General features: G+C 67.6%; 23 protein-coding genes. 15 read left to right on the top strand and 8 right to left on the bottom strand.

Annotation, left to right across the window (positions count from 1 at the left end):
* Positions 1-21: 21 nt before the first annotated feature.
* The 7 genes from ACUTAG_RS08110 (at position 22) to ACUTAG_RS08080 (ending at position 5,295) form a co-directional block, all read left to right on the top strand.
* Positions 22-1,320: a CmpA/NrtA family ABC transporter substrate-binding protein gene (locus tag ACUTAG_RS08110; protein WP_047993284.1), complete on the top strand. Its 1,299-nt coding sequence runs from the start codon at positions 22-24 to the stop codon at positions 1,318-1,320.
* Positions 1,321-1,348: 28 nt separating this feature from the next.
* Positions 1,349-2,224, top strand: a complete 876-nt coding sequence (gene ntrB / locus ACUTAG_RS08105; RefSeq protein WP_026384961.1) for a nitrate ABC transporter permease — start codon at positions 1,349-1,351, stop codon at positions 2,222-2,224.
* 4 nt (positions 2,225-2,228) lie between these two features.
* The gene (locus ACUTAG_RS08100; RefSeq protein ID WP_020926678.1) at positions 2,229-3,107 is read left to right on the top strand and encodes an ABC transporter ATP-binding protein; all 879 of its coding nucleotides are present in this window, start codon (positions 2,229-2,231) and stop codon (positions 3,105-3,107) included.
* A gap of 220 nt (positions 3,108-3,327) precedes the next feature.
* Positions 3,328-4,053 (top strand): hypothetical protein, encoded by a 726-nt coding sequence (locus tag ACUTAG_RS08095; protein ID WP_148319262.1) that lies wholly within the window; start codon positions 3,328-3,330, stop codon positions 4,051-4,053.
* 82 nt (positions 4,054-4,135) lie between these two features.
* A complete protein-coding gene (locus ACUTAG_RS08090) occupies positions 4,136-4,453 on the top strand; it encodes a DUF883 family protein (protein ID WP_006386633.1) in 318 nt (105 codons plus the stop codon).
* A gap of 68 nt (positions 4,454-4,521) precedes the next feature.
* Entirely contained in the window at positions 4,522-4,932 is a 411-nt protein-coding gene (locus ACUTAG_RS08085) for a phage holin family protein (RefSeq protein ID WP_148319244.1), read from the top strand.
* A 3-nt stretch (positions 4,933-4,935) separates the two neighbouring features.
* On the top strand, positions 4,936-5,295 hold the full coding sequence (locus tag ACUTAG_RS08080) for a hypothetical protein (RefSeq protein ID WP_020926680.1): 360 nt from the start codon (positions 4,936-4,938) through the stop codon (positions 5,293-5,295).
* A gap of 98 nt (positions 5,296-5,393) precedes the next feature.
* On the opposite strand, the gene ACUTAG_RS08075 is transcribed toward ACUTAG_RS08080, so the two are convergent.
* Positions 5,394-6,938: a UbiD family decarboxylase gene (locus ACUTAG_RS08075; RefSeq protein ID WP_148319242.1), complete on the bottom strand. Its 1,545-nt coding sequence runs from the start codon at positions 6,936-6,938 to the stop codon at positions 5,394-5,396.
* A gap of 83 nt (positions 6,939-7,021) precedes the next feature.
* On the opposite strand from ACUTAG_RS08075, the gene ACUTAG_RS08070 reads away from it, so the two are divergent.
* Complete coding sequence (locus ACUTAG_RS08070) at positions 7,022-7,840, top strand: lytic transglycosylase domain-containing protein (protein ID WP_006386629.1); 819 nt, start codon at positions 7,022-7,024, stop codon at positions 7,838-7,840.
* A 17-nt stretch (positions 7,841-7,857) separates the two neighbouring features.
* On the opposite strand, the gene ACUTAG_RS08065 is transcribed toward ACUTAG_RS08070, so the two are convergent.
* The gene (locus ACUTAG_RS08065) at positions 7,858-8,427 is read right to left on the bottom strand and encodes a cytochrome b (RefSeq protein WP_148319240.1); all 570 of its coding nucleotides are present in this window, start codon (positions 8,425-8,427) and stop codon (positions 7,858-7,860) included.
* Positions 8,424-9,488, bottom strand: a complete 1,065-nt coding sequence (locus ACUTAG_RS08060) for a catalase family peroxidase (protein ID WP_148319260.1) — start codon at positions 9,486-9,488, stop codon at positions 8,424-8,426. The genes ACUTAG_RS08065 and ACUTAG_RS08060 overlap by 4 nt, the downstream gene beginning before the upstream one ends.
* Before the next feature lie 298 nt (positions 9,489-9,786).
* Between ACUTAG_RS08060 and ACUTAG_RS08055 the strand changes: the two genes are divergently transcribed.
* Both ACUTAG_RS08055 and ACUTAG_RS08050 read left to right on the top strand, forming a co-directional pair.
* Positions 9,787-10,302: a sigma-70 family RNA polymerase sigma factor gene (locus ACUTAG_RS08055; RefSeq protein ID WP_054446725.1), complete on the top strand. Its 516-nt coding sequence runs from the start codon at positions 9,787-9,789 to the stop codon at positions 10,300-10,302.
* On the top strand, positions 10,299-11,036 hold the full coding sequence (locus ACUTAG_RS08050) for an anti-sigma factor family protein (RefSeq protein ID WP_070539848.1): 738 nt from the start codon (positions 10,299-10,301) through the stop codon (positions 11,034-11,036). The genes ACUTAG_RS08055 and ACUTAG_RS08050 overlap by 4 nt, the downstream gene beginning before the upstream one ends.
* A 113-nt stretch (positions 11,037-11,149) precedes the next feature.
* On the opposite strand, the gene ACUTAG_RS08045 is transcribed toward ACUTAG_RS08050, so the two are convergent.
* The 3 genes from ACUTAG_RS08045 to ACUTAG_RS08035 all read right to left on the bottom strand — a co-directional run bounded on the left by ACUTAG_RS08045 (position 11,150) and on the right by ACUTAG_RS08035 (position 15,224).
* On the bottom strand, positions 11,150-12,256 hold the full coding sequence (locus ACUTAG_RS08045; protein WP_058665119.1) for a hypothetical protein: 1,107 nt from the start codon (positions 12,254-12,256) through the stop codon (positions 11,150-11,152).
* Between the two features lie 317 nt (positions 12,257-12,573).
* A complete protein-coding gene (locus ACUTAG_RS08040; RefSeq protein ID WP_262352305.1) occupies positions 12,574-13,683 on the bottom strand; it encodes a fimbrial protein in 1,110 nt (369 codons plus the stop codon).
* Between the two features lie 380 nt (positions 13,684-14,063).
* The gene (locus ACUTAG_RS08035; RefSeq protein ID WP_020926685.1) at positions 14,064-15,224 is read right to left on the bottom strand and encodes a pyridoxal phosphate-dependent aminotransferase; all 1,161 of its coding nucleotides are present in this window, start codon (positions 15,222-15,224) and stop codon (positions 14,064-14,066) included.
* A gap of 44 nt (positions 15,225-15,268) precedes the next feature.
* Here ACUTAG_RS08035 and ACUTAG_RS08030 point away from each other — a divergent pair, with 44 nt between their 5' ends.
* The 4 genes from ACUTAG_RS08030 (at position 15,269) to ACUTAG_RS08015 (ending at position 20,273) form a co-directional block, all read left to right on the top strand.
* Positions 15,269-16,165 carry an FAD-binding protein gene (locus tag ACUTAG_RS08030; protein WP_148319238.1) on the top strand — a complete coding sequence of 299 codons (897 nt, stop codon included), beginning with the start codon at positions 15,269-15,271 and terminating at the stop codon, positions 16,163-16,165.
* Positions 16,166-16,304: 139 nt separating this feature from the next.
* Positions 16,305-18,593, top strand: coding sequence for an NADP-dependent malic enzyme (locus tag ACUTAG_RS08025; RefSeq protein ID WP_054446705.1), 2,289 nt, complete (start codon positions 16,305-16,307; stop codon positions 18,591-18,593).
* Positions 18,574-19,809 (top strand): patatin-like phospholipase family protein, encoded by a 1,236-nt coding sequence (locus ACUTAG_RS08020; RefSeq protein WP_020926688.1) that lies wholly within the window; start codon positions 18,574-18,576, stop codon positions 19,807-19,809. The genes ACUTAG_RS08025 and ACUTAG_RS08020 overlap by 20 nt, the downstream gene beginning before the upstream one ends.
* Positions 19,806-20,273, top strand: coding sequence for a barstar family protein (locus tag ACUTAG_RS08015; RefSeq protein WP_006385613.1), 468 nt, complete (start codon positions 19,806-19,808; stop codon positions 20,271-20,273). Before ACUTAG_RS08020 ends, ACUTAG_RS08015 begins: the two co-directional genes overlap by 4 nt.
* Before the next feature lie 74 nt (positions 20,274-20,347).
* Here the strand turns inward: ACUTAG_RS08015 and ACUTAG_RS08010 are convergent, their stop codons facing one another.
* Complete coding sequence (locus ACUTAG_RS08010) at positions 20,348-21,079, bottom strand: 16S rRNA (uracil(1498)-N(3))-methyltransferase (RefSeq protein ID WP_020926689.1); 732 nt, start codon at positions 21,077-21,079, stop codon at positions 20,348-20,350.
* Between the two features lie 104 nt (positions 21,080-21,183).
* Entirely contained in the window at positions 21,184-21,690 is a 507-nt protein-coding gene (locus ACUTAG_RS08005; protein ID WP_148319236.1) for a hypothetical protein, read from the bottom strand.
* Between the two features lie 259 nt (positions 21,691-21,949).
* On the opposite strand from ACUTAG_RS08005, the gene tkt reads away from it, so the two are divergent.
* The gene (tkt, locus tag ACUTAG_RS08000; protein WP_006385609.1) at positions 21,950-23,986 is read left to right on the top strand and encodes a transketolase; all 2,037 of its coding nucleotides are present in this window, start codon (positions 21,950-21,952) and stop codon (positions 23,984-23,986) included.
* Positions 23,987-23,997: the final 11 nt, after the last annotated feature.

Here is a 23,997-nt window from a genome sequence, read left to right as displayed (position 1 = left end):
TTTTTTTGCCAGGAGCCCCGTATGACGCCAGTGAAACCCCGCCTTCCCGCCACCGCCGCGGACCCGGATTCGACCACCGACGCCAGCCGCCGCAAGTGGCTGGCCGGCACCGCGCGCGCCGTGGCGGGCGCCGGCCTGCTGTCTCTGGTCGACCCGCTGGTGCGCGCCGGCGCCTGGGCCGCCGGCAGCGACGCGCCCGAACAGGCCGAGGTGAAGATCGGCTTCATTCCGCTGACCGACTGCGCCTCGGTCGTCATGGCCTCGGTGCTGGGCATCGACAAGAAATATGGCGTGACCATCACGCCGTCCAAGGAAGCCTCATGGGCGGCCGTGCGCGACAAGCTGCTGAACGGCGAACTGGCGATGGCGCACGTGCTCTATGGCCTGATCTACGGCGTGCAGATGGGCATCGGCGGGCCCAGGAAGGACATGGCCGTGCTGATGAACCTGAACCAGAATGGCCAGGCCATCACCCTGTCGAGCAAGCTGTCGCAGGCCGGCGCCCGCGACGGTGAATCGCTCGCCAGGCTGATGGCGTCCGAGAAGCGCGAATACACCTTCGCCCAGACCTTCCCCACCGGCACCCACGCCATGTGGCTGTACTACTGGCTGGCCGCCTATGGCATCGACCCGATGAAGGACGCCAAGGTCATCACGGTGCCACCGCCGCAGATGGTGGCGAACATGCGCGTGGGCAACATGGACGGTTTCTGCGTCGGCGAACCATGGGGCGCGCGCGCCATCCTCGACAAGATCGGCTTCACCGCGGTGACGACCCAGGCGATCTGGACCGACCATCCCGAGAAAGTGCTGGGCACCAGCGCAGACTTCGTGGCGCGCAACCCCAACACCGCGCGCGCCGTCACCGCCGCGATCCTGGAAGCCGGCAAGTGGATCGACGCCTCGCCCGAGAACCGCCGCAAGACGGCCGAGACCATCGCCGCCAAGTCATACGTCAACACCGACGCCAGCGGCATCGTCGACCGCATGCTGGGCCAGTACGACGACGGCCTGGGCAAGCGCTGGAGCGACGCGCATCCGATGCGCTTCTCGGGCGACGGCGCGGCCAACTTCCCCTACCTGAGCGATGGCATGTGGTTCCTGACGCAGCACAAGCGCTGGGGCCTGCTCAAGGAACATCCCGACTATCTGGCCACCGCGCGCCAGGTCAACCGCATCGACGTCTACAAGCAGGCCGCGCAGGCCGCCGGCATCGCCGTGCCCGCCGGCGAGATGCGCAGTTCCAAGCTGGTCGACGGCGTGGTCTGGGACGGCAGCAATCCGGCGGCCTATGCCGACGCTTTCAAGGTCAAGGCCTGAGCGCCGCCACGCAGAGGAGAGACTCGCCATGTCTACCGTAACGAGTATGGAACGGGCCGCCGCCGCGCCGGCGCCGCAGCCGGCCGCGCCCGCCACGCCCCCCCTGCAATGGGCCGATGCCTGGCGCGAACGGCTGGAAGCGGCGCTGCGCGCCGTGGTCGGCCCGGTGGCCGGTTTCGCGCTGTTCGTGCTGGTCTGGCAGGTGGTCGCCATGCGCATCCCGGAGATCCCCACGCCGGGCGTGACCTGGCAGGCGGCGGTGGCATTGTTCTCGGATCCGTTCTACGACAACGGTCCCAACGACAAGGGCATCGGCTGGAACCTGCTGGCCTCGCTGCAGCGGGTCGGCATCGGCTTCGGCCTGGCCGCGCTGGTGGGCATCCCGGTGGGCTTTGCCATTGGCCGCTACGCGCCGGTGCGGGCGATGTTCTCGCCCATTGTCAGCCTGTTGCGGCCGGTGTCGCCGCTGGCGTGGCTGCCGCTCGGCCTGCTGCTGTTCAAGGCCGCCAACCCGGCCGCGATCTGGGCGATCTTCATCTGTTCGATCTGGCCCATGATCATCAACACGGCGGTCGGCGTGTCGCGCGTGCCGCAGGACTACCTGAACGTGGCGCGCGTGCTCAACCTGTCGGAATGGAAGGTCACCACCAAGGTGCTGCTGCCGGCCGTGCTGCCGTACATGCTGACTGGCGTGCGCCTGTCGATCGGCACCGCCTGGCTGGTGATCGTCGCGGCCGAGATGCTGACCGGCGGCACCGGCATCGGCTTCTGGCTGTGGGACGAGTGGAACAACCTGAAGGTCGAGCACATCGTCATCGCCATTTTCGTGATCGGCATCGTCGGCCTGATCCTGGAAACGCTGCTGGTCGCGCTGGCCCGCCGCTTCACCTACACCGAGGAGTAGCGCCATGAAGAAATTCGTACGCATCGAGCGCGTGGGCCAGACCTTCGCCACCCGCAAGGGCGCCTTCGTCGCGCTGCGCGACATCGACCTGACGGTGGAGCAGGGCGAGTTCATCACCCTCATCGGCCATTCCGGTTGCGGCAAGTCCACCTTGCTGAACCTGATCGCCGGCCTGACCCGTCCGACCAGCGGCGTGCTGCTGTGCGCCGAGCGCGAAATCACCGGCCCCGGCCCGGACCGCGCCGTGGTGTTCCAGAACCATTCGCTGCTGCCCTGGCTGACCTGCTTCCAGAACGTGCACCTGGCGGTGGAACGGGTCTTCGGCGCCTCGGAAAAGCGCGCCCAGCTGGCCGAGCGCACCCGCGCCGCGCTGGACCTGGTGGGCCTGCTGCCGGCGCAGAACAAGCTGCCGCGCGAGATCTCGGGCGGCATGAAGCAGCGCGTCGGCATCGCCCGCGCGCTCGCCATCGAGCCGGGCGTGCTGCTGATGGACGAGCCGTTCGGCGCGCTCGACGCGCTGACCCGCGCGCACCTGCAGGACGAACTGCTCAAGATCGTCGCCAAGACCCGCACCACCACCATCATGGTGACCCACGACGTGGACGAGGCGGTGCTGCTGTCCGACCGCATCGTCATGCTGACCAACGGGCCGGCCGCGACCATCGGCGAAATCCTGCCGGTGCCGCTGCCGCGCCCGCGCGACCGGGTGCGCCTGGCCAACGATCCTGTCTATCTGTCGTGCCGCGCGGCGGTGGTCGATTTCCTGCACCGGCGCCATGGCAACCCGGAACGCGCCCAGGCTGCCGTGGCGCTGGCCGCCGTGCCCGATGAGGATATCGACGCCGAGGCCGGTGCGGCCACCGGCTCGCGGGCCGTGGCCTAGCGAGGGGATCGATAGGCACGGGCGCCGCGCCTACGCCGGCGGGTCGCCCGGTCGTGGCGAGCCGTCGCGGGCCATTGGGGCGGTCGGGGGCCGTCGCGGCGCGTCGTCCGGCTGACACGTTCCGTCATGCGCCGGTTTCGCCAACCGGTGTAGTATCAAGCCAGCCGTGCGCGGACCGGCGCGCGGTGCGTTTCCTGGATTTCTGGAGTGGCTTGTGGCGTTGCGAAAATTGGCATCCCTGGTATTTGTGGCCGGCGCGCTGGGCGCGGCCGGCGCGGCGCAGGCCGGCGTCTGCGATGCGCAGTTCATGCATGACGGCGGCGCGGTGCAACTGACCGGCTCCGGCAATATCGCGCTGGGCGCCGACCTGACCTTCGCCGAGGTTACAAAAAGCAATGGCGACAACTGCCGCGCCCGCGTGCAGGGCGTGGCGCGCTTCAGCTACGCGGGCCTGCCGCCTGGCAAGTCCAAGCTCGATTACCTGATGACCGTCCAGGGCGGCCAGGCCACCTTCCTGAAGTACGCCAGCGCGGGCGAAGCGCCCAAGCCGTCCGAAGGCCAGTTCGACCTGCGCATGCTGGGCCTGTTCGCCTACGACGGCAAGCTGAGCGCCGGCCAGAAGCTGCCGGGCAATTCGTTCCGTCTGAAAATCGGCAAGGAAGCGCCGGTCGGCGGCCAGCCCAGCACCACGGTCCGCATCGGCGACAAGACGGTCGGCCGCGCCGCGGCGATCAACACGGCGTTGGGGCAGCAGTCGTGCCACCCCATCACCTACACCCGCAATTCCGATCCCACCATGGCCACGTTCCAGGGGCTGACGATTCCCATCCCCGGCATGAACACCACGGTCACCGACTGGTACTGCCCGGCGGTCAACCTGGTCATGAAGCAGGATATCGACCAGGGCGGCGTCAAGTCCGCCGTTGAGATTACGCAAATCAAGTAGCACACGGTAGCAAGCCGGCCGGGCTCATCGCGGAGCGGCTGGTATGATGGTTTCGTCATAGACACAAACAGGAGCTCAAAACATGGCCACGAGAAAATCCGAAGACGTCGCAAAAGAAAAACTCATCGACAGTGTCAAGACTAGCCTGAACGACGCCGAAAGCCTGCTGCGCGAAGCCGCCAGCAGCACCGGCGACAAGGCCGCTGAATTGCGCGAACGCGCCCTGACCTCGCTCAAGCGCACCCGCGAAGCCCTGTACGAAGCGCAGGACGCGGTGCTCGAACGCGGTCGCAAGGCGGCGCGCGCCACCGACGACTACGTGCACGACAATCCCTGGCAAGCCATCGGCATCGCGGGCGTGACCGGCCTGCTGCTCGGCTTGCTGATCAGCCGCCGCTGACAAGGCAGGACCTCCGGGCGGGCGGCGCCGGCCTTTGGCCGGCTCGCCCGCCCGGTGTCCTTTTGGCCATGGGTCTACGCAAATCTGTGTTTGGCGTGGCGTCCAGCCTGGTCGGGCTGATGCGCACGCGCCTGGAACTGCTGGCGCTGGAGGCGGCGGGCGAGAAGGCGCGCCTGCTCAAGCTGCTGGGCATGGCGTTCGCCGCCTTGCTGTTCCTCACGCTGGCGGTGCTGGTGTTCACCATCACGATCGCGGTGGCGTTCTGGCCCACCGAAGACCGCTACCTGGCCCTGGGCCTGCTGGCGGCCTTGTACCTGGTGGTCGGCGTGGTGCTGCTGCTGGTGGTGCGCCACGGCCTGGTCTACGGCCCGCCGCCGTTCTCGGTCACGCTGGAAGAACTGGGCCGCGACGCCGAATTGCTCGAACGCGTGCGCGACGCGCAGGACGATGACCGCGCGCAGCGGCGCCAGGAGGACTGAATCATGACGAAAAGGTCTCCCGCCGTCGACCGCGCCGTGCGCATCGAACTGTTGCGCGCCCGCGCCGCCATCGAGCGCGAATCGCTGGCGCAGGGCATCGTGTCCGCCGGGCGCAGGCTCGAACCGGCCGCGCTGTTCAAGAGCTTGCTGCCCGGGCTGGCCTCGGGCGGGGCATCGCGCTGGGCCATGCAGGCCATCGGCCTGGCACGGCGCTATCCGCTCATCAGCTCGTCGCTGTCGGCCATGTTCATGCGCGGCGGCGGCAAGTCCAGGCTGCTCAAGCTGGCCGGCGGCGCGCTGGTGGGCTGGCAGGTGTTCAAGCTCTGGCGCGATTCGCGCGACGAACGCAACGACGCGCGCTGATTCCGGTCTTTGCGTCCCCCAAAAGAAAACCCGCCGTATCCGGCGGGTTTTCTTTTGGGGCGGGGGATGCGGCCAGGGCGGCAGGCCCGGCTATCGGGCTACAGCCCCAGCTGCCCCCACATGTCGTCCACCCGCTTCTTGACGTCGGCGTCCATGGTGATGGGCGTGCCCCATTCGCGCTGGGTTTCGCCGGGCCATTTGTTGGTGGCGTCCAGGCCCATCTTGCCGCCCAGGCCGGACACCGGCGAGGCGAAGTCCAGGTAGTCGATGGGCGTGTTCTCGACCAGCAGCGTATCGCGCACCGGGTCCATGCGCGTGGTCATGGCCCACACCACTTCCTTCCAGTCGCGCGGATTGATGTCCTCGTCCACCACCACGATGAACTTGGTGTACATGAACTGGCGCAGGATGCTCCACAGCCCGAACATGACGCGCTTGGCGTGGCCGGCGTACTGCTTGCGGATCGACACCACCGCCAGGCGGTAGCTGCAGCCCTCGGGCGGCAGGTAGAAGTCGACGATTTCCGGCAGCTGGCGCCGCAGCAGCGGCACGAACACCTCGTTCAGCGCCACGCCCAGCACCGCGGGTTCATCGGGCGGCTTGCCGGTGTAGGTGGAGTGGTAGATGGGGTTGCGGCGCATGGTGATGCGCTCGACCGTGAACACCGGGAACCAATCCTGTTCGTTGTAGTAGCCGGTGTGGTCGCCGTAGGGGCCTTCAAGCGCCATCTCGTAGTCGCTGTGGGGCGGCGGGTTGACGCCGTCCGGCACCACCGGGGTGATGGCGCGCGGATCGGACGACGGCAGCAGGTGGCCTTCCAGCACGATCTCGGCCCAGGCCGGCACCGAGAGGTTGCTGCCCAGCGCCTGCGCCACCTCGGTGCGCGAGCCGCGCAGCAGGCCGGCGAACTGGTATTCGGACAGGCTGTCCGGCACCGGGGTGACCGCGCCCAGCGTGGTGGCCGGGTCGGCGCCCAGCGCCACGGCGATGGGGAAGGGCGTGCCGGGATGCGCCAGCGCGTGGTCGCGGAAATCGAGCGCGCCGCCGCGGTGCGACAGCCAGCGCATGATGAGCTTGTTCGGGCCCAGCAGTTGCTGGCGGTAGATGCCCAGGTTCTGGCGGCGGGCGTTGGGGCCGCGCGTGATCACCAGGCCCCAGGTCAACAGCGGCGCCACGTCGCCGGGCCAGCAGGTCTGGATCGGCAGGCGCGTCAGGTCCACGTCCTTGCCTTCCCAGACGATTTCCTGGCAGGCCGGGCCCTTGACGTTCTTGGGGCTCATGTCCCACAGCGCCGACTTCAGCATCGACACCTTGGCCAGTGCATCGCGCAGGCCCTTGGGCGCCTCGGGCTCGCGCAGCGAGGCCAGCAGTTCGCCGATGTCGCGCAGCGCGCTGACGTCGTCGGCGCCCATGCCGCGCGCCACCCGCGAGGGCGTGCCGAACAGGTTGGCCAGCACCGGCATCCCGGCCGGCTTGCCGTCGTGCAGGGCCTTTTCGAACAGCAGGGCCGGGCCCTCGGCGCGCAGCACGCGGTCGGAAATCTCGGTCATTTCCAGGCGCGTCGAGACCGGCGCGGCGATGCGTTTGAGCTCGCCCATGCGTTCAAGTTGGGCGAGGAAGTCTCTAAGGTCGCGGTATTTCACTACAGATCCCGGCTATTTGGTTACATCTTGGGTAGAAAGAGAGGTTAACATTGACTCCCTCTTTTTTAACGCAGGAGGTTTTCATGCCCGATGCGTCAGTGGCCAGCCTGTTCAGGAGCATGGCCCAAGGAGTGCACCAATATCTTGCCGAATCACTGCGCATCTGCGCCCTCTACCTGGGCATTGCGGTGATCGTGACGGTAAGCATGGGATTCGCCTTGCCCGGTTTGCGCGACCAGGCATTGCAAGTGCACAAAGCCTTGTTGACCGCCCTCGCGCCTTCATCCATGCAGACCGGCGTCGAATCCGAAGCCGGGTCCGAACTCGGCGCCGATTCCTCGTCGGCGATCGCCATGGCCGTTCCCACCGCGCCGTCCAGCAATGCGACCGGCATGCTGGGGCCTGCCCGCGCGGCGCCCGCCGCGCCCAAGAAGCCCGCCATGGTCGCCACCGGCCCGCAGGCCGAAGCGTTGCGCAACTATATTTCGCGCAAGTACAAGGTCGCCTATGACGCGACCGGCCCGCTTCTGAACACCGTGTACAAGGTGGGCCGCGAGAAGCAGCTGGATCCGCTGCTGCTGCTGGCCGTGATCGCCATCGAATCACGCTACAACCCGCTGGCCGAAAGCCATGTCGGCGCGCAAGGCCTGATGCAGGTGATGACGAGCGTGCACCAGGACAAGTTCGATGCCGTGGGCAAGAACCCGCTGGACCCGGGCGCCAACATCGCCGTGGGCGCGACCATCCTGCGCGACTGCATCAACCGGCGCGGCTCGGTCGATGGCGGCCTGGCCTGCTATGTCGGCTCGACCGGGCCGGACGACAACGGCTACGGCGCCAAGGTGCAGGCCGAGCGCCGCCGCCTGGCGCTGGCATCGGGGATTGCGTTGGCTCGGGATTGATCCAGGCGGCCCCGTCCTCAGCCAGGCTTGGAACGGCCGCGCGTCATCGACTCCAGCACGCCGTCGCGCCGTATCCAGCCGTGGAACAACGCCGCGGCCAGATGCAGCAGCACCGTCGCAAGCAGCAGGAAGGCCAGATAGCGATGCGCGTCCCGCAGCCGACTGAACAGTGCCGCGTTGGCGGGCGCGATCGGCGGCAATTGCCAACCGCCCGCCACCACAGGATACCCGCCGGCCGACAGCATCGCCCAGCCGATCAGCGGCATCGCGAACATCAGCGCGTACAGCAGGACGTGAGAGGCCAATGCCGCGTGGCGCTGCCAGGCCGGCAGGTCGGCGGGCAACGCCGGTGCGCCCTCCTTGTACAGCCGCCTGGCCAACCGTATGGACACCAGCGCGAGCAACGCCAGGCCCAATGGCTTATGGATCTGTACCAGCCACTGATGTCGTTCGGAAACCGACGCCACCATGCCAACGCCGATGAACAGCATCGCGAGGATGCCGACCGCCATCGACCAATGCAGCACACGTGCAAAAAGGCTGAACGTGGCGGGTGTCCGGCGGGTTTGATTGGGCAACGGGATCATTGGGCGCGCTCCAGTTGGGTGGAATGGGATGGCGCAGCGGCAGCTTGAGGCGGCCCTTCGCCAGTGCGGCGTTCATAGGAGGCCGCATAGGCTGCGGAACGCGCCGCCAGCAGTGGGTCGTTGGAAACAGCGATGCCTTGCGGCAACACGGTCGGGTCGTAGTTCACGTCGCGACAAGGGCCATCGGTTTGCGCAGCGCTGCTCGTTATCACCACCGTGCCGGCATCAACGGTCGGTCGGTCCGCCGGCCACTGGCGGGTTGCGTCGCTGGTGGGATCGCCAGGCTGGCCCAGCGTGAGCAGCAGACGCCAGCGCAACGGCCCCTGGGTCAGCCGCTGTTGCAGGTCGGTCTGCAGATAGTCGGCATCGTGACCCGGCTGGGCCGCAGGCGCCGCCACGGCGTCCAACGGCGCCAACTGCCAGCGCACCGGCTGCCGCGTTCCCTTCGCATCGACCAGGTGGAGCGCATTCAGGCCGTAATAGCTCTCCGTCGCATAGCTGGCCGAAGGCTTGGCGTTCTTGGCCCATGCGCGGAACGCAGCCGTTTCCGGATGCGCCGCGAAAAAAGCCTGCATGCGCTGTGGATCGGGCTTGCCCGTCTTGGGATCGGGACGGCCGGCCAGTTGCTGATCGTAGAACGCCTGCGGTGTCGCCACTGGAAACACCGGCATGCTGTTCATGCCGGTTCGCCACTGTTCGCCATTGGACGACGTGAACATCAATGCAAAGCTGCGGATGGGGACGCTGGAGTCGGACGCATAGGGATTGCCGCCGGGCAGGGCCAATCGTCCCACCACCGGTGTGCTGCCAGCGGCGAACACCGCAGCGGTGGATAAGGCGTGGGCGGCGCCGCTGCTTTCGAAGCGGCCGACGACACAGATCCCCTTGGCGTGATTGCGGCGGAAGCCCTCGTGGACGCCGCTGTTGGCTTCCAGGGCGTTTACTACCTGATTGGGGGTCAGCCGGTGCGGGTCGAGCCAGCCACCTACGTAGGCGAACGCGGCGCCGGAGCCGAGGACGATAGCGCCGATTGCGGTGAGGCGCAGGAAGGTTTGGGGCATCGTGAGGGGATGGCTGTTTGGCGACGGGCGCTCCGGAGTACTGTTTTCCGGCTGTCTGCGGCCCGGCGGCTGGCCGTTGCGGTCAGATCCTTGTTGCATATGGCTCCTTGCCCAGGGGGCGATGAATACCCTTGTAGGACGCTGCGCAAAAAAAGTTATTCCCCCAGGGAATAAACCCGCCGGGGCGGCGTCTTACTACATTGGCCTGTATGCTGGGTGCGCAGGCCTCCCCCAGGAACCCGCCATGATTCAGCCTGTACGCTTGCCGTCAGACGTGCCGGCATCCACCGACGACGAGATGCCTGCGGAAGAGTTATCCGACGCGGTGTTGCGCCAGCTACTGCCGCGCCTGCGGCGTTTTGCGCTGCGGCTCACGCGCGACCCGGTATCGGCCGACGACCTGGTGCAGTCCGCCTTGGAAAGGGCACTCACCCGCTGGCGCGGCCGCCGTTCGCAAGGGGATGTGCGCGCATGGCTCTTCACCATCCTGTATCGCCAATTCCTGGACTCTCAACGCCGCTCGCGCCGGTATGCGCGGCTGCTGTCATGGTTCTCCGGCTCCGAGGCCGCCGCGCCCTCGGCCGAGCGCGCGGTCATCGCGCGATCTTCGCTGGATGTCTTCGAACGCCTGCCCGAGGCCCAGCGCACGCTGCTGTGGCTCGTCAGCGTGGAAGGCATGAGCTACAAGGCCGTCGCCGATATGCTTGACGTGCCACTGGGCACTGTCATGTCGCGCCTGTCCCGCGCGCGCAGCGCCTTGCGCGAATTGCATGAGGGCCAGGCCGGCGAGTCCCGCCTGAGGATAATGAAATGAATAGACACTCCATTGATGATCTGACGCGTAACGCATATGTGGATGGAAAGCTTGATCCGGCGCAATTGCTGGAGCTGCAAGCGTATTTGCGGACGCATCCTGACGAGGCGCAGGAACTGGAGGCGTGGCGGCGCGATGCGCAACGGCTTAGGGAATTGGGCAGCGGGGATAGTCTTCCGGGTAACCCTGTGTTGGATCCTGCTGCCGTCCGCGCGAGGCTACGCGCCCGTACACGACGGCGTATGGCGATGGCGGCGAGTCTCGTGGTAGCAATGGCGATTGGCGGCGTTACGGGATGGAGTGTTCGCGATACGGCCTTGGCGAATCGGGTGCTGCCGATGCAGGACGCGATACAGGCCTATCGGATGTTTGCGTCTGCCGAGGCGCCGCAGCCGGACGTGCGCGCCGACGCCGGTGATTTGCAGCGTTGGCTGGATGAGTACTTTGCTCATGCCGAGCGATTGCCCAATCTGAGCGACAGTGGGTTCGCGCCTGTTGCCGCGCGTTTGTTGGCTACCGATCAGGGGCCGGCGGCGCTTGTCATCTACGAAAATGCAGGACAGCGCGCGATGTTCTATATCCGGCCGCCCGGGCCGGGTGGCCAGTTTTTGGCGCAAGGGAGCCGGAGGGATGGCGAACTGCTGGCGCGGTATTGGTCGGGGCGGGGGTACAACTATGCGTTGGTGACAGCGAGGGATGTTCGCGGCCAGGCCCCCCAAATGGGCGAATCGTGACGCCCGGGTAATCCAAGGCCTTTGGCGCGCGTACGTATTTGTTGGAATGTTGCGTGTCGCCGGCGGCGTCTGGAATGATTGATCCCCGCTGGTCCTTGGCGCGGGGCCGGGGATCAGCGAAAGGTCACGAGTATCGTGACTTGCTGGCTGAACGTCCCCGGCACCAGCGGTGCGCCGGTCTTCATCAGTTCCGCCGAGTAGTACAGGTTCCTGGGATGCTGGGCAACGGTCAATGACTCGGTCGCGCGCCATTCATTGAAGGCGATCGGAATGGCGCCGTTTTCCTTGACTCGCAGCGCAAGGCCGTTCGGCGTGCCGTCGGTGTTTTTCAGCTCGATGTTCTGGTTTTGGGACGTCAGCACCGCGCCGCCTTCGGGCTGGAACTTGATCTGCAGTGGAACCACCATGCTGCCCAGGTCGATGACGCGGAAACCGCCATCGCAGGCTTCGTTGAAATCCGCGGCAATGGTGAACTGCGTGGGCGCTGGCAGCGGCAGATTGCCCACGCTGTATGCCCTGCCCAGGTGAACCGTGCCGGGCGTCGAGATTTTGGCGATGCATGTCGGGATCAGGCTTATGGCCGTGTCGTTGTTGGAGCCGATCTCGATGTGATTCGTATTGATGAATGCGTAGTGCATCCTGACCAGGTCGGCATACGGGGGGAAGTAGGCCCTGACAGGTTTGGTCGGAGGCGTGACGGTGACCAGTTGCATCCTGCCGAGCAGCAGCCCTGCCGCCGTGAGCGTGGGGTCTGTCGCGGACTTGGGGGCGTAACGCTCGGCGCTCAAGCGGAATCTGTCGTCGGTGGTGTTGCCTGTGGGTTCCCAGTCCGGGTAACCGTTGATCTTGATGATGAGTTTCAGTCCAACCCTGCGCAACTCGTTCAGTACCGAGGTCAAGTTCCCTCCGGACACCAGGAAAGGCGCCGTGCTCGCACTGTTGCTGACGCACACCCAAGGCACGGGCGGCAAGGGGGCATCGTAGACGACCGTGCCGGGCGGATTGGACTTGTCCAACGTCAGGAGCGTTGGCGCGAATTGCCCGGGCGCGGCCTGCGTTCCCATGTCCTGTGTGTAGTTGCCGGCCCGCTTCGGGTCGAGCTGGCACCCAGGGCCCAGCGCATGGGCGGCAACGGGCAGCAGGCAGGCGAATAGGCTTCCCGCCACCGCCAGCGCGCCACGCCGGGGGCGGCGGACCATCGTCGCGATCCGCTTGATCATGAATTGACTCCTGGATAGGCGCGGCCGGGCCGCGCGGCGGCCGGCCGGATTGCGGAAAAGTCCTCGGGGAATATCGGTGGCCACGCGCGGAAATGCCGCGCCGCGATGGGCGTGGCTATTGGTTCCGGGCGATTTCGGCGGGCGCGAAGGCCCGCCATGGCAGTCGGGATTCACCGGGGCGTGGCACGGAAGCCGTGACGCCCGGCGAGTTTGCATGGCAAGGATTATCTGAACGTTAACTTCTCGTCAGATGCCTGGGGTGGCGGCGGGTGGGGGGCCTCGCGAACGCGCGGCGCTGCCGCGCTATCTTGCGATGTTCACTGAAAGGTCACCTGGATGGTGACCTGCTGGCTGAATGCGCCCGGCACCAGCGGCGCGCCGGTCTTTTGCAATTGCGCCGAGTAGTACAGGGGCAATGGCCGATTGCTCACAGTCAGCGAGGTGGGTGTGTCGTGCCATTGGTTGAATGTGATGGGGTACGCCCCGGCCGCCTTGATCCCGAGCGCCAGGCCATTGGGCTGCCCGTCGCTGTTTTTCAATACGATTGCGCTATCGAACGGAGTGAGTTCCTGGTTGCCCTCGGGCTGGAACCTGACCTTGAGCGGCACGGTGAGCGGGCCCAGGTCGACGATGCGAAAGCCGCCGTCGCAGCTTTCGTCGAAATCCGCAGAGAGCACGAAATTTACCGGGGCAGGCAGTGGCAGATGGCCGACCCCGTAGGCTCTGCCCAAGTGGACCGTTCCCGGTGTCGAAATCTTCGCGATGCATCTGGGAATGAGGGCCACCCTGGTGCCGTTGGTCGATCCGATCTGGATCCTGTTCGTGGCGGCCAGGTAGCCGGGGTGCATTCTGACGATATCGTCCATGGGGCCGAAATAGGCACTGATCGGCCTCGTGGGAGGCGTTACGACGACGAGTTGCATCCTGCCGAGCAATACCCCCTTGGCCGTCAGGGTGGGATCCGTTGCCGACTTGGGCGCATAAATGGCGCTGGTCAGGGGAAGCTTGTCGTCGGTGGTATTGCCTGTCGGTTCCCAGGGTGGATAGTTGTCGATCAGCAGAACCATTTTCAGGCCGGTCTTGGCCAGTTCCTTCAGCACCACCTGCATGTATCCGCCGGGTGTCAGGAAAGGGTGTTGGGTTGCGAGTCCCGCAGTGCAGACCCAGGGGACCGGTGGCAGGGGCTGGTCATACACGACCATGCCTGGGGGATTCGATTTGTCCAGCGTAAGGATGTCGGGCGCCAGCTTGCCCAACGCGTAGGATATGCCCGCGTCTTGCGCGTAGTTCCCGGCTCGCGAAGGGTCGAGCTGACATCCCGGTCCCAGGGCATGCGCGGGCAGGGGCAGCAGGCAGGCCGCCAGCCACGCGGCCGCCAACGCTCCGCGCCAACCGGGGCGGACGGTCCTTGTCTTGGGCGGGATCATGCGATTTCTCCTGGGTCGGCGCCGTGTCACGCGGCGCGGCCGGGGCTGGCCGGAATGCCGAAAAATGAACGGAAAAATATAAGTGGAAGGGGGGCGCCCGAGACCGCGTCAGCACAGGGTTGGCTATTGAGTCGGGAAGATCTGGACGGATTGGAAATACCGGTCCGGCGATCCAGAATCAACGGGCGAGGGGAAGGGCCAGGCGGCCTCTTGCCAGGCGAGTTTGCATGGCAAGGATTATCTGAACGTTAACTTTTCGTCAGACGGGGAGAGGGCGGCGCAAAGCCGCCCGGCGAGTGTACCCGCGAGGGCCGGGCGTGACCTCGGCAGGGGGCGCCGCGGACCGGTGCGGGGCCGCGCCGGTGCGGCCTTGCGGAGCGTCAGCGGCCCAGCAGCTTGCCCATGCGGGCCACGGCTTCTTCCAGCCGGTCCAGGCCGGTGGCGTAGGAAAAGCGCATGGTGTGACGGCCGTGCGCGGGGCCGAAGTCCAGGCCGGGCACGGCGGCGATGCCGGCTTCGAGCAGCAGGCGTTGCGAGAAGGCGGCGCTGTCGTTGGCCAGGTCGCTGATGTCGGCGTAGATGTAGAAAGCGCCATCGGGCTTGACCGGCACCTTCAGGCCCAGGCGCTCGAATTCGGGCAGCAGGTAGTCGCGGCGCTGCTTGAAGGCTTCGCGGCGGTGTTCGAAGGTGCGCAGGGCGTCGGGGGTGAAGCAGGCCAGGGCGGCGTGCTGCGCCAGGGTGGGGGCGCAGATGGCGAGGCTGCCGGCGATCTTCTCGACCGCGGCCACCATGGCCTCGGGCACGATCATCCAGCCCAGGCGCCAGCCGGTCATGTGGAAATACTTGGAGAAGCTGTTGATGACGATGATGTCGTCGTCCAGCGTCAGCGCGGAGCGCGGCTGGCCCTCGTACGACAGGCCCAGGTAGATCTCGTCGACGATGGCGAAGCCGTCGCGGGCGCGGACTTCGGCCAGCAGCCTGGCCAGTTCGCCATGGTCGATGGAGGTGCCGGTGGGGTTGCTGGGCGAGGCCACCAGCACGCCCTGGGTGGCCTCGGTCCAGTGCGCGGCGACGTCCTGCGCCGACAGCTGGAAGCGCTTGTCGGCCGAGCTGGGAATCAGGCGCGGCCGGCCGCCGGCCGCCAGCACGAAGTTGCTGTTGGCGGGGTAGGAGGGGTCCGGCATCAGGACTTCTGCGCCGGTGTTGACCAGGGCGGCGCAGGCCAGGGTCAGGGCGCCGGAGGCGCCGGCGGTGACGATGACGCGGCGCGGATCGATCCTGGCGCCGAACTGTTCGTGGTAGAACCGGGCGATGGCTTCGCGCAGCGGCATCAGGCCGGCCGGGGCGCTGTAGCCACTGTGGCCGGCCTGGGCCGCGCGCTGCAGCGCTTCCACGACCTGGGGCGGCGCGGTAAAGTCCGGTTCGCCGATGCCCAGGCTGATGATGTCCTTGCCCGCCGCCTGCAGCGCTTGCGCCTGCTTGAACAGTTCAACCACCTGGAAGGTCAGGAAATCGTTGGTACGGGCGGCAAGGCGGGGCATCGGAATCTCGAAGGCGATTTGAAGCGGAAAAAAGGATTGTAGTCATGCAGCCATCGCGGCGCGCTTTCCTCCTTGGCCGACGGCCGGTCCAGACCCCCTGGGCCACCTTCCTGCAACGGCTGGCGCTGCTGTGCCAGGGGGCCGTGCGCGACCTGGGCGAGGCGCCGGGCCTGGGGCCGCGCGCCATGCTGGCGCCGCAGCGCGAAGCGGACGTGGCCCATGCGCGCGCGCTGTGCGCGGAGTATGGCGTGGTGATGGCGCTGGACGAGGCGCAGGGGCCGTTCGCGCCGGTGAATGGGCCGCTGCTGGCGGTCGATCCGGGCCGCCTGGCGGGGCTGGCGCGGTTGACGGGGCCGACTCCGCGCTGGCGCGCCCAGCCGGGCGTGCCGCTGGCGGCCCTGGCGCAGGCGGGCCTGCGGCAGTTCGACGGGCTGCCGGGCAGCATGACCCTGGCGCAATGGCTGGCGGCCCCGGCGGCGTGGCCGATGGGACGCTGCGCCGATTCGGGCGTGCTGGCCGTGGACCTGCTGCTGGCCGATGGGGTGGAGGAAACCCTGGGCCCCTTTGGCACGGACGACGTGCAGCCGCTGCGGTCGGCGACGGTGCAACGGCTGGTGCCGGCGCTGTTCCAGCTGGCCGCAGGCGAACTGGCCAGCGCCTGCCGCGCGGCGCCGCGCTGGGGCGCGCGCTACCGCCTGGATGCGCTGGCGCCCGAGGCGCCCGCCACCGTCAACCTGGCGCATCTGGTGCTGGGACACGGCGGCACGCTGGCCTGGGTGCAGGGGGTGACGCTGGCCATCGGGGCGGCGCCGGCCGATTCCGCGTCGGGCGACGCCGCGCCGCCGCAGGCCGCCGCGCTGCGCGCGCGGATCAAGGCGCTGTTCGATCCGTATGGGCGTTTTCCCGAATTGGCGGCGCGCCCGGATGGCGACAATTTGTAAGCCGGGGGTAAGATGGGCGGCGCCGCGGCCATGGCGGCCGTGCACGCCGGCGGCCCCCTGCGGGAACGTTTCGTCCGGCCCGTCATCGGAATAGAATTGCCCCCTTTCGTGTTCCTCACTCTAGCCAGTAGCCGCCCCTATGGATGCCAACCTCCGCAAAGCCGCCCTTGAATACCACGAGCACGGCCGTCCCGGCAAAATCTCCGTCACGCCGACCAAGCAGCTCTCCAACCAACGCGACCTGGCCCTGGCGTACTCGCCCGGCGTGGCGGCGGCCTGTGAGGAAATCGTGGCGGACCCGGCCAATGTGTTCCGCTACACCGCGCGCGGCAACCTGGTGGGCGTGATCACCAACGGCACCGCGGTGCTGGGCCTGGGCAATATCGGTGCGCTGGCCTCCAAGCCGGTGATGGAAGGCAAGGCGGTGCTGTTCAAGAAGTTCGCCGGGCTGGACGTGTTCGACATCGAGATCAACGAGACCGACCCGGACAAGCTGGTCGAGATCATCGCCGGCCTGGAAGCCACCTTCGGCGGCATCAACCTGGAAGACATCAAGGCGCCGGAATGCTTCACCGTCGAGCGCAAGCTGCGCGAGCGCATGAAGATTCCCGTCTTCCACGACGACCAGCACGGCACCGCGATCTGCGTGTCGGCGGCCTTCATCAACGGCCTGAAGGTGGTGGGCAAGGACATCGACAAGGTCAAGGTGGTGACGTCGGGCGCCGGCGCGGCCGCGCTGGCCTGTCTGGACCTGATGGTGGACCTGGGCCTGCCGCTGGAAAACATCTGGGTCACCGACATCGAAGGCGTGGTCTACGAAGGCCGCACCGTGCTGATGGACCCGGACAAGGCGCGTTTCGCGCAGAAGACCGACGCCCGCAAGCTGGCCGAAGTGATCGAGGGCGCGGACGTGTTCCTGGGCCTGTCGGCCGGCGGCGTGCTCAAGCCCGAGATGGTGGCGGCCATGGGCCCGCGCCCGCTGATCCTGGCGCTGGCCAATCCCACGCCCGAGATCCTGCCCGAACTCGCCCATTCCGTGCGCGACGACGTGGTGATGGCGACGGGGCGTTCGGACTACCCGAACCAGGTCAACAACGTGCTGTGCTTCCCCTACATCTTCCGCGGGGCGCTGGACGTGGGTGCCACCACCATCACCCGTGAAATGGAAAAGGCGGCGGTGTACGCCATCGCCGAGCTGGCCGAGGAAGAGCAGAACGAGGTGGTGGCCGCCGCCTACGGCACCTTCGATATCTCGTTCGGCCCCGAATACCTGATTCCCAAGCCGTTCGATCCGCGCCTGATCGTGCGCATCGCGCCGGCGGTGGCCAAGGCCGCCATGGAAGGCGGCGTGGCCACGCGTCCGCTGCCAGACCTGGAAGCCTACGAAGAGCAGCTGCAGCAGTTCGTGTACCACTCCGGCGCCTTCATGAAGCCGCTGTTCTCGGCCGCCAAGCGCATCGTGCGCGAAGGCGGCCCGGCCCGCATCGTGTTCGCCGAAGGCGAGGACGAGCGCGTGCTGCGCGCGGTGCAGGTAGTGGTGGACGAAGGCCTGGCCCGTCCCATCCTGGTGGGCCGCCCCTCGGTGCTGCTGACCCGCATTGAGAAACTGGGCCTGCGCCTGCGCCTGGGCGAGGACGTTGAAGTCACCAACCCGGAATACGACGAACGCTTCCATCAGTACTGGACCACGTACTGGGAGCGCATGTGCCGACGTGGCATCACCAAGGAAATGGCGCGCGTGGAAATGCGCCGCCGCATGACGCTGATCGGCGCGATGATGGTGCACCTGGGCGATGCCGACGGCATGGTCTGCGGTTCGGTCGGCGCCTATCACGACCACCTGCGCTTCATCGACGAAGTGATCGGCCGCCGGCCGGGCCGCAACGTCTACGCCGCCATGAACATCCTGCTGCTCAACGAGCGCACGGTGGTGCTGGTGGACACGCACGTCAACGACGAACCCACGGCCGAGCAGATCGCCGAGTTCACCATCGCCGCGGCCAAGGAAATGCAGCGCATGTTCCTGGCGCCGAAGGTGGCGCTGCTGTCGCGCTCGAACTTCGGTTCGGGCAGTTCGGCCTCGGGCGCCAAGATGCGCCGCGCGCTGGAACTGGTGCGCCAAGCCGAGCCCGAACTGGAGATCGACGGCGAAATGCACGGCGACTGCGCGCTGGATGAAGCGCTGCGCCTGCGGATCCTGCCGTCCTCCACGCTCAAGGGCGAGGCCAACCTGCTGGTGTGCCCGAACGTGGACGCCGGCAATATCGCCTACAACCTGCTCAAGACGGCGGCCGGCGGCAACGTGGCGGTGGGCCCGTTCCTGCTGGGCGCCAATGCCCCGGTGCACATCCTGACCTCCAGCTCGACCGTGCGCCGCATCGTCAACATGACCGCGATGACGGTGGTGGATGCCAATACCCCGCGTTGAAGTCACCAATGGCGGTCCGGCGTGCCCGCGCACGCCGACCGGCCTGGTCCTGACAGGCGGCGGCGCCCGCGCCGCCTATCAGGTGGGCGTGCTCAGCGCCATCATGGAGCTGCTGGACCCCGACTGGCATTCGCGTTTCAAGAATCCCTTCGACATCATCTGCGGCACGTCCGCCGGCGCCATCAACGCCGCCGCGCTGGCCTGCCGGGCCGAGCGTCCCCACCTGGGCGTACGGCGCATCCGGCGCCTGTGGTCGTCGCTCAACACCGACATGATCTACCGGGCCGACGCGCCCGGCCTGATCCGCACGGGCGTGCGCTGGCTGGGGCTGCTGTCGCTGGGGTGGATGTACTCCGGCCTGACGCGCAAGCGGCCGCAGTCGCTGCTGGACAACAGCCCGATGCAGGCGCTGCTGGCGCGGGTACTGGATTTCGACCACCTGCAGTCCAGCCTGGAAAGCGGCGCCCTGTCGGCGCTGGCGATCACGGCCTCGGGCTACACCAGCGGCGAGCACCTGACCTTCTACCAGGCGCACACGCCGATCGAGCCCTGGCACCGCTACCTGCGGCTGGCCATCCCGACGCCGATCACGGTCGATCACCTGATGGCGTCGTCCGCCATTCCCTTCGTCTTCCCGGCCCGGCAGATCAAGGTGCACGGCAAGGGCGAGTGGTGCGGCGACGGTTCCATGCGGCAGCTGGCGCCGATCAGCCCCGCCATCCACCTGGGCGCGCACCGGGTGCTGGTGATCGGCACCGGCTTTCGCGACGACACCCATCCTGAACACCGCGAGGATTCCCCGCCGTATCCCTCCCTGGCCCAGGTGGGCGGGCATGCCCTGTCCAGCATTTTCCTGGACGGCCTGTCGATGGACGTCGAGCGCCTGGAGCGGATGAACTACCTGGTCGACCAGGCCGTTCCACGCGATGGGGGCGAGCCGGTCACCGTGCGCCGCATCCAGGTGCTGACCATCACCCCGAGCCGCTCGCTGGATTCGCTGGCGCTGGAGCACCTGGGCGACATGCCGGCGCAGGCCCGTGCCCTTTTCCGCGTACTCGGTGTATCGTCCGACCCAGGCCGTCCCGGGGGCGGTGCGCTGATGTCCTACCTGTTGTTCGAGTCCAGCTACACCAAGCGATTGATCGAACTGGGTTATGCCGATACGATGCAGCGTAACGATGAAGTGATCGCCTTTTTCAAGGAGGCACAGGCATGACGCGCAATGCCCAATCTACCCTGCACAAGCAGTTGAAGCGAGGTGGAGCGCTGGCCCATGACGGGCTGGACAAAAAGGCCGTGGTCGACGCCGCGCACGAGCTCGGCCTGGCACTGTTCGTGGCCAATTGCGACCCGGCCCGCAGCCGTTCCGCGGTGCTGCGCGCCATCGTCAAGGCGGTCGATTTCCCCGAGTATTTCGGCGGCAACCTCGACGCGCTCTACGACTGCCTGTGCGACACCGTGCTGGACCACAAGACCGGCGTGGTGCTGTGGCTGTACAAGCTGCATTCGGGGGACCCGGCGCTGGAAGAGGACGCCGCCCGCATCGAGTCGGTGTGCGCCGACGCCGCCGAATTCGCCCACGAAAATGGTCGCACCTTTGCGTATGTGGTGGAGCACGCCGGCAAGCACCCCGATCCGGAACCGGGCGTGGCCGCCGCGCCCTACGGCGAGAACGACTGAAGACCCGGGCTGGGGCGCTCGCGCCGCCGGCCGGTGGGTCAACGGCCTGTCATGTCCCCGGGGCGGGACGCCGATCACCAGCCGAGCAAGGCGCCGGCCGCTGAAATCAAGGCCAATCCCGCCGTTTCCGTGCGCAGCACGCGCGGGCCGAACCTGACGGCCTGGACCCCCGCTTCGCGCGCCTGCGCCAGTTCCTTTTCCGACCAGCCCCCTTCGGGGCCGACCAGCAGCGTCAACGATTGCAGGCCCGGCGTCGCGTCGAGCCGGCCGGCCAGGTCGGCGTCGGCGTCCGGATGACACAGCAGGCGCAGGCCGTCGGCCGGCAGGGCCAGCCAGTCGGCCAGCGTCACGGGGGCGTCGACCGCCATCAGCCGGTTGCGGCCGCATTGCTCGGCCGCCGATTGGGCGATGCGCTGCCAGTGCGCCACCCTTTTTTCCAGCCGCGACCCGGACAACTGCAGCACGCTGCGCTGCGCGGCGATGGGACAGACACGGGCGGCGCCCAGCTCCACGGCTTTTTCCACCACCCAGTCCATTTTGTCGCCGGCGGGCAGGCCCTGTACCAGCGTGATGCGGCCGGCCAGCTCGGCTTCGCGCGGATCGAACGCGCCCAGCTGGGCGAAGCCGGCCTTGCCCTCGATTTCCAGCGCCGCCGGGTATTCGCCGCCGTGGCCGTTGAACAGCACCATGGGTTCCCCCGCGCGCAGTCGCAGCACGCGGATGGCGTGGTGAGCCAGGGCCTCCGGCAGGGCGATGCGGGCGCCGGCGGAAAGGGGAGCGTCGCAGAAGAAGCGGGGAGCGGACATGGGTAACGCGGTGGCGGACGGAAAGCGGACGTGGGGCCGGGCGCAGACCCGGGGCGCGGCACGGGCAGCGGCCCGGCGACTCAGGGGCCAGGCTCGTCGCCCGGTCACCTGAGCGCGTAGCCTACCATCTTGATGCCCCAGTCGATCAGGGTGGGAGCGCTGGACGCCAGTTGCAGCGTCAGCAGGGTCAGGAAACCCACGGTCATTTTCTTGTCCAGCCGCAGGAGGTCGTGGCGCACCTCGGCCAGGTCTTCGTGGGTGGCGAAACGCTTGAGTTCCTCGCGAGTGGGCAGTTGCGCGACGACTTCGACGAGTTTGTCGAATTGTTCCTGGGCGGCGCGGTTGGCGATGTCGCGTTCGAGTGCCGCGTGTTCGCGGGCGATGTCGCGTTCGAGCTCGGCGCGTTCGCGGGCGAAGTCGACGCGTGACAGGGCATAGGCCTGGAGTTCGGCGCGTGCTTCGTCCTGCGAGCGCTTGAGCAGGTCGGCCTCGCCCTGCAGGCGGGCGTGTTCCAGCGCCTGCGCCACCGCGATGGCGCGTTCCTCGCCGAGCGCGTTGCGCAGGGCCAGGATGCCGGCGGCGGGAATGGTGAAGCTCAACATGGCAAGCATGATACGGAATCCAGCAAGGGGGGATGCCGGTCCATCATGAATCTCGGACCGGCCCGCCGCAATTGTGGGAACTACGCCATGCCATTGCGGTTTCCGCCCCGGGGGACCGCGTTTTCGCCAGGGGGTATCGTCCATCTGGCGGACCCAGCCGCCAGCCGCCGGCCGGCTCATCCCCAGGTGTTAAAATCGTCTGCTTCGCAACCTACTCAACTGGCCCCCATTTCCTGCGTGGGCGCGCCAGCCTCAAAGAGCCTTCCGAATGAGCAATCCGACCGCCCCTAAACTTGCCTTGGCGGATGCCATCCGCGCCCTCGCGATGGATGCCGTGCAACAAGCGAACTCCGGGCACCCGGGCGCTCCCATGGGCATGGCGGAAATCGCCCAGGCCCTCTGGATCGGCAACCTGCGCCACAACCCCAAGGATCCCGCCTGGGCCAACCGCGACCGCTTCGTGCTGTCCAACGGCCACGGCTCGATGCTGATCTACGCGCTGCTGCACCTGACCGGCTACGACCTGCCGATCGAAGAACTGAAGAACTTCCGCCAGCTGCATTCCAAGACGCCGGGCCACCCCGAAGTGGGCATCACCCCGGGCGTGGAAACCACCACCGGCCCGCTGGGCCAGGGCCTGGGCAACGCCGTCGGCATGGCGCTGGCCGAAGCGCTGCTGGCCGCCGAGTTCAACAAACCCGGCCACACCATCGTCGACCACCACACCTACGCCTTCACCGGCGACGGCTGCCTGATGGAAGGCATCTCGCACGAAGTGTGCTCGCTGGCCGGCACGCTCAAGCTGTCCAAGCTGGTGGTGCTGTATGACGACAACGGCATCTCGATCGACGGCCATGTCGAGCACTGGTTCGCCGACGACACCGCCAAGCGCTTCGAGGGCTACGGCTGGAACGTCATCCGCGGCATCGACGGCCACGACGCCGCCGCCGTGGACGCCGCCATCAAGGCCGCCCGCGCGCAATCGGAAAAGCCCACGCTGATCGTCTGCCGCACCGTCATCGGCAAGGGTTCGCCCAACATGGCCGGCACCCACAACGTGCACGGCGCGCCGCTGGGCAAGGACGAGATCGCCGCCACCCGCGCCGCGCTGGGCTGGTCGGCCGAGCCGTTCCAGATCCCGCAGGACGTCTACGACGGCTGGGACGGCCGCAAGGCCGGCGCCGCCGCGCAGGCCGAATGGCAATCGGCGTTCGACGCCTACGCCGCCGAATTCCCGGCCGAGGCCGCCGAGTTCACGCGCCGCATGAAGGGCGAATTGCCGGCCGGCTACGCCGACCAATTCAAGGCGTTCCTGAACGCCACGCTGGAAAAGGCCGAAACCGTCGCCACCCGCAAGGCTTCGCAGTTCGCGATCACGGCGCTGGCCGCCGCGCTGCCCGAAATGCTGGGCGGCTCGGCCGACCTGACCGGCTCGAACTTCACCGACTGGAAGGGCGTGGGCGCCGTGCGCGCCGGCGACAAGGGCATCCAGTTCGGCCGCCACATCAACTACGGCGTGCGCGAATTCGGCATGGCCGCCATCATGAACGGCGTGGCGCTGCATGGCGGCTACCTGCCGTTCGGCGGCACCTTCCTGACGTTCTCCGATTACTCGCGCAACGCCATCCGCATGGCCGCGCTGATGAAGCAGCGCGTGGTGCACGTGTTCACGCACGACTCCATCGGCCTGGGCGAAGACGGCCCGACCCACCAGTCGATCGAGCACGCCGCCAGCCTGCGCCTGATCCCCAACCTGTCGCTCTGGCGCCCGTGCGACACGGCCGAAACCGCCGTGGCCTGGAACGCCGCCGTGACGCGTCCTGCCAGCATCGGCATGGACGTGCATGACGGCGGCCCGACGGCCCTGTTGCTGTCGCGCCAGAACCTGCCGTTCGTGCAACGCGATGCCGCCACCGTGGACGCCATCGCCCGCGGCGGTTACGTGCTGCGCGACGCCGATGGCGCCCGCGCCGTCATCATCGCCACCGGTTCCGAAGTCGCCATCGCCCTGGACGCGCAAGCCCAGCTGGCCAAGGAAGGCATCGCGGTGCGCGTGGTGTCCATGCCGAGCACCGACGTGTTCGACAAGCAGGACGCCGCCTGGAAGCAATCGGTGCTGCCCAAGGGCCTGCCGCGCGTGGCCGTCGAGGCCGGCGTGACCGCCTTCTGGCACAAGTACGTGGGCCTGGAAGGCGCCGTGGTCGGCATCGACCGCTACGGCGAATCGGCCCCGGCGGGCGCGCTGTTCAAGTTCTTCGGGCTGACCGCCGACAAGGTGGCCGAGACCGTCAAGCAAGTTCTGTAAAAAAGGAGCCT

This window comes from Achromobacter sp. CSND-B12 (assembly GCF_052906545.1).
This window is presented reverse-complemented; position numbering and strand designations above follow the sequence as displayed.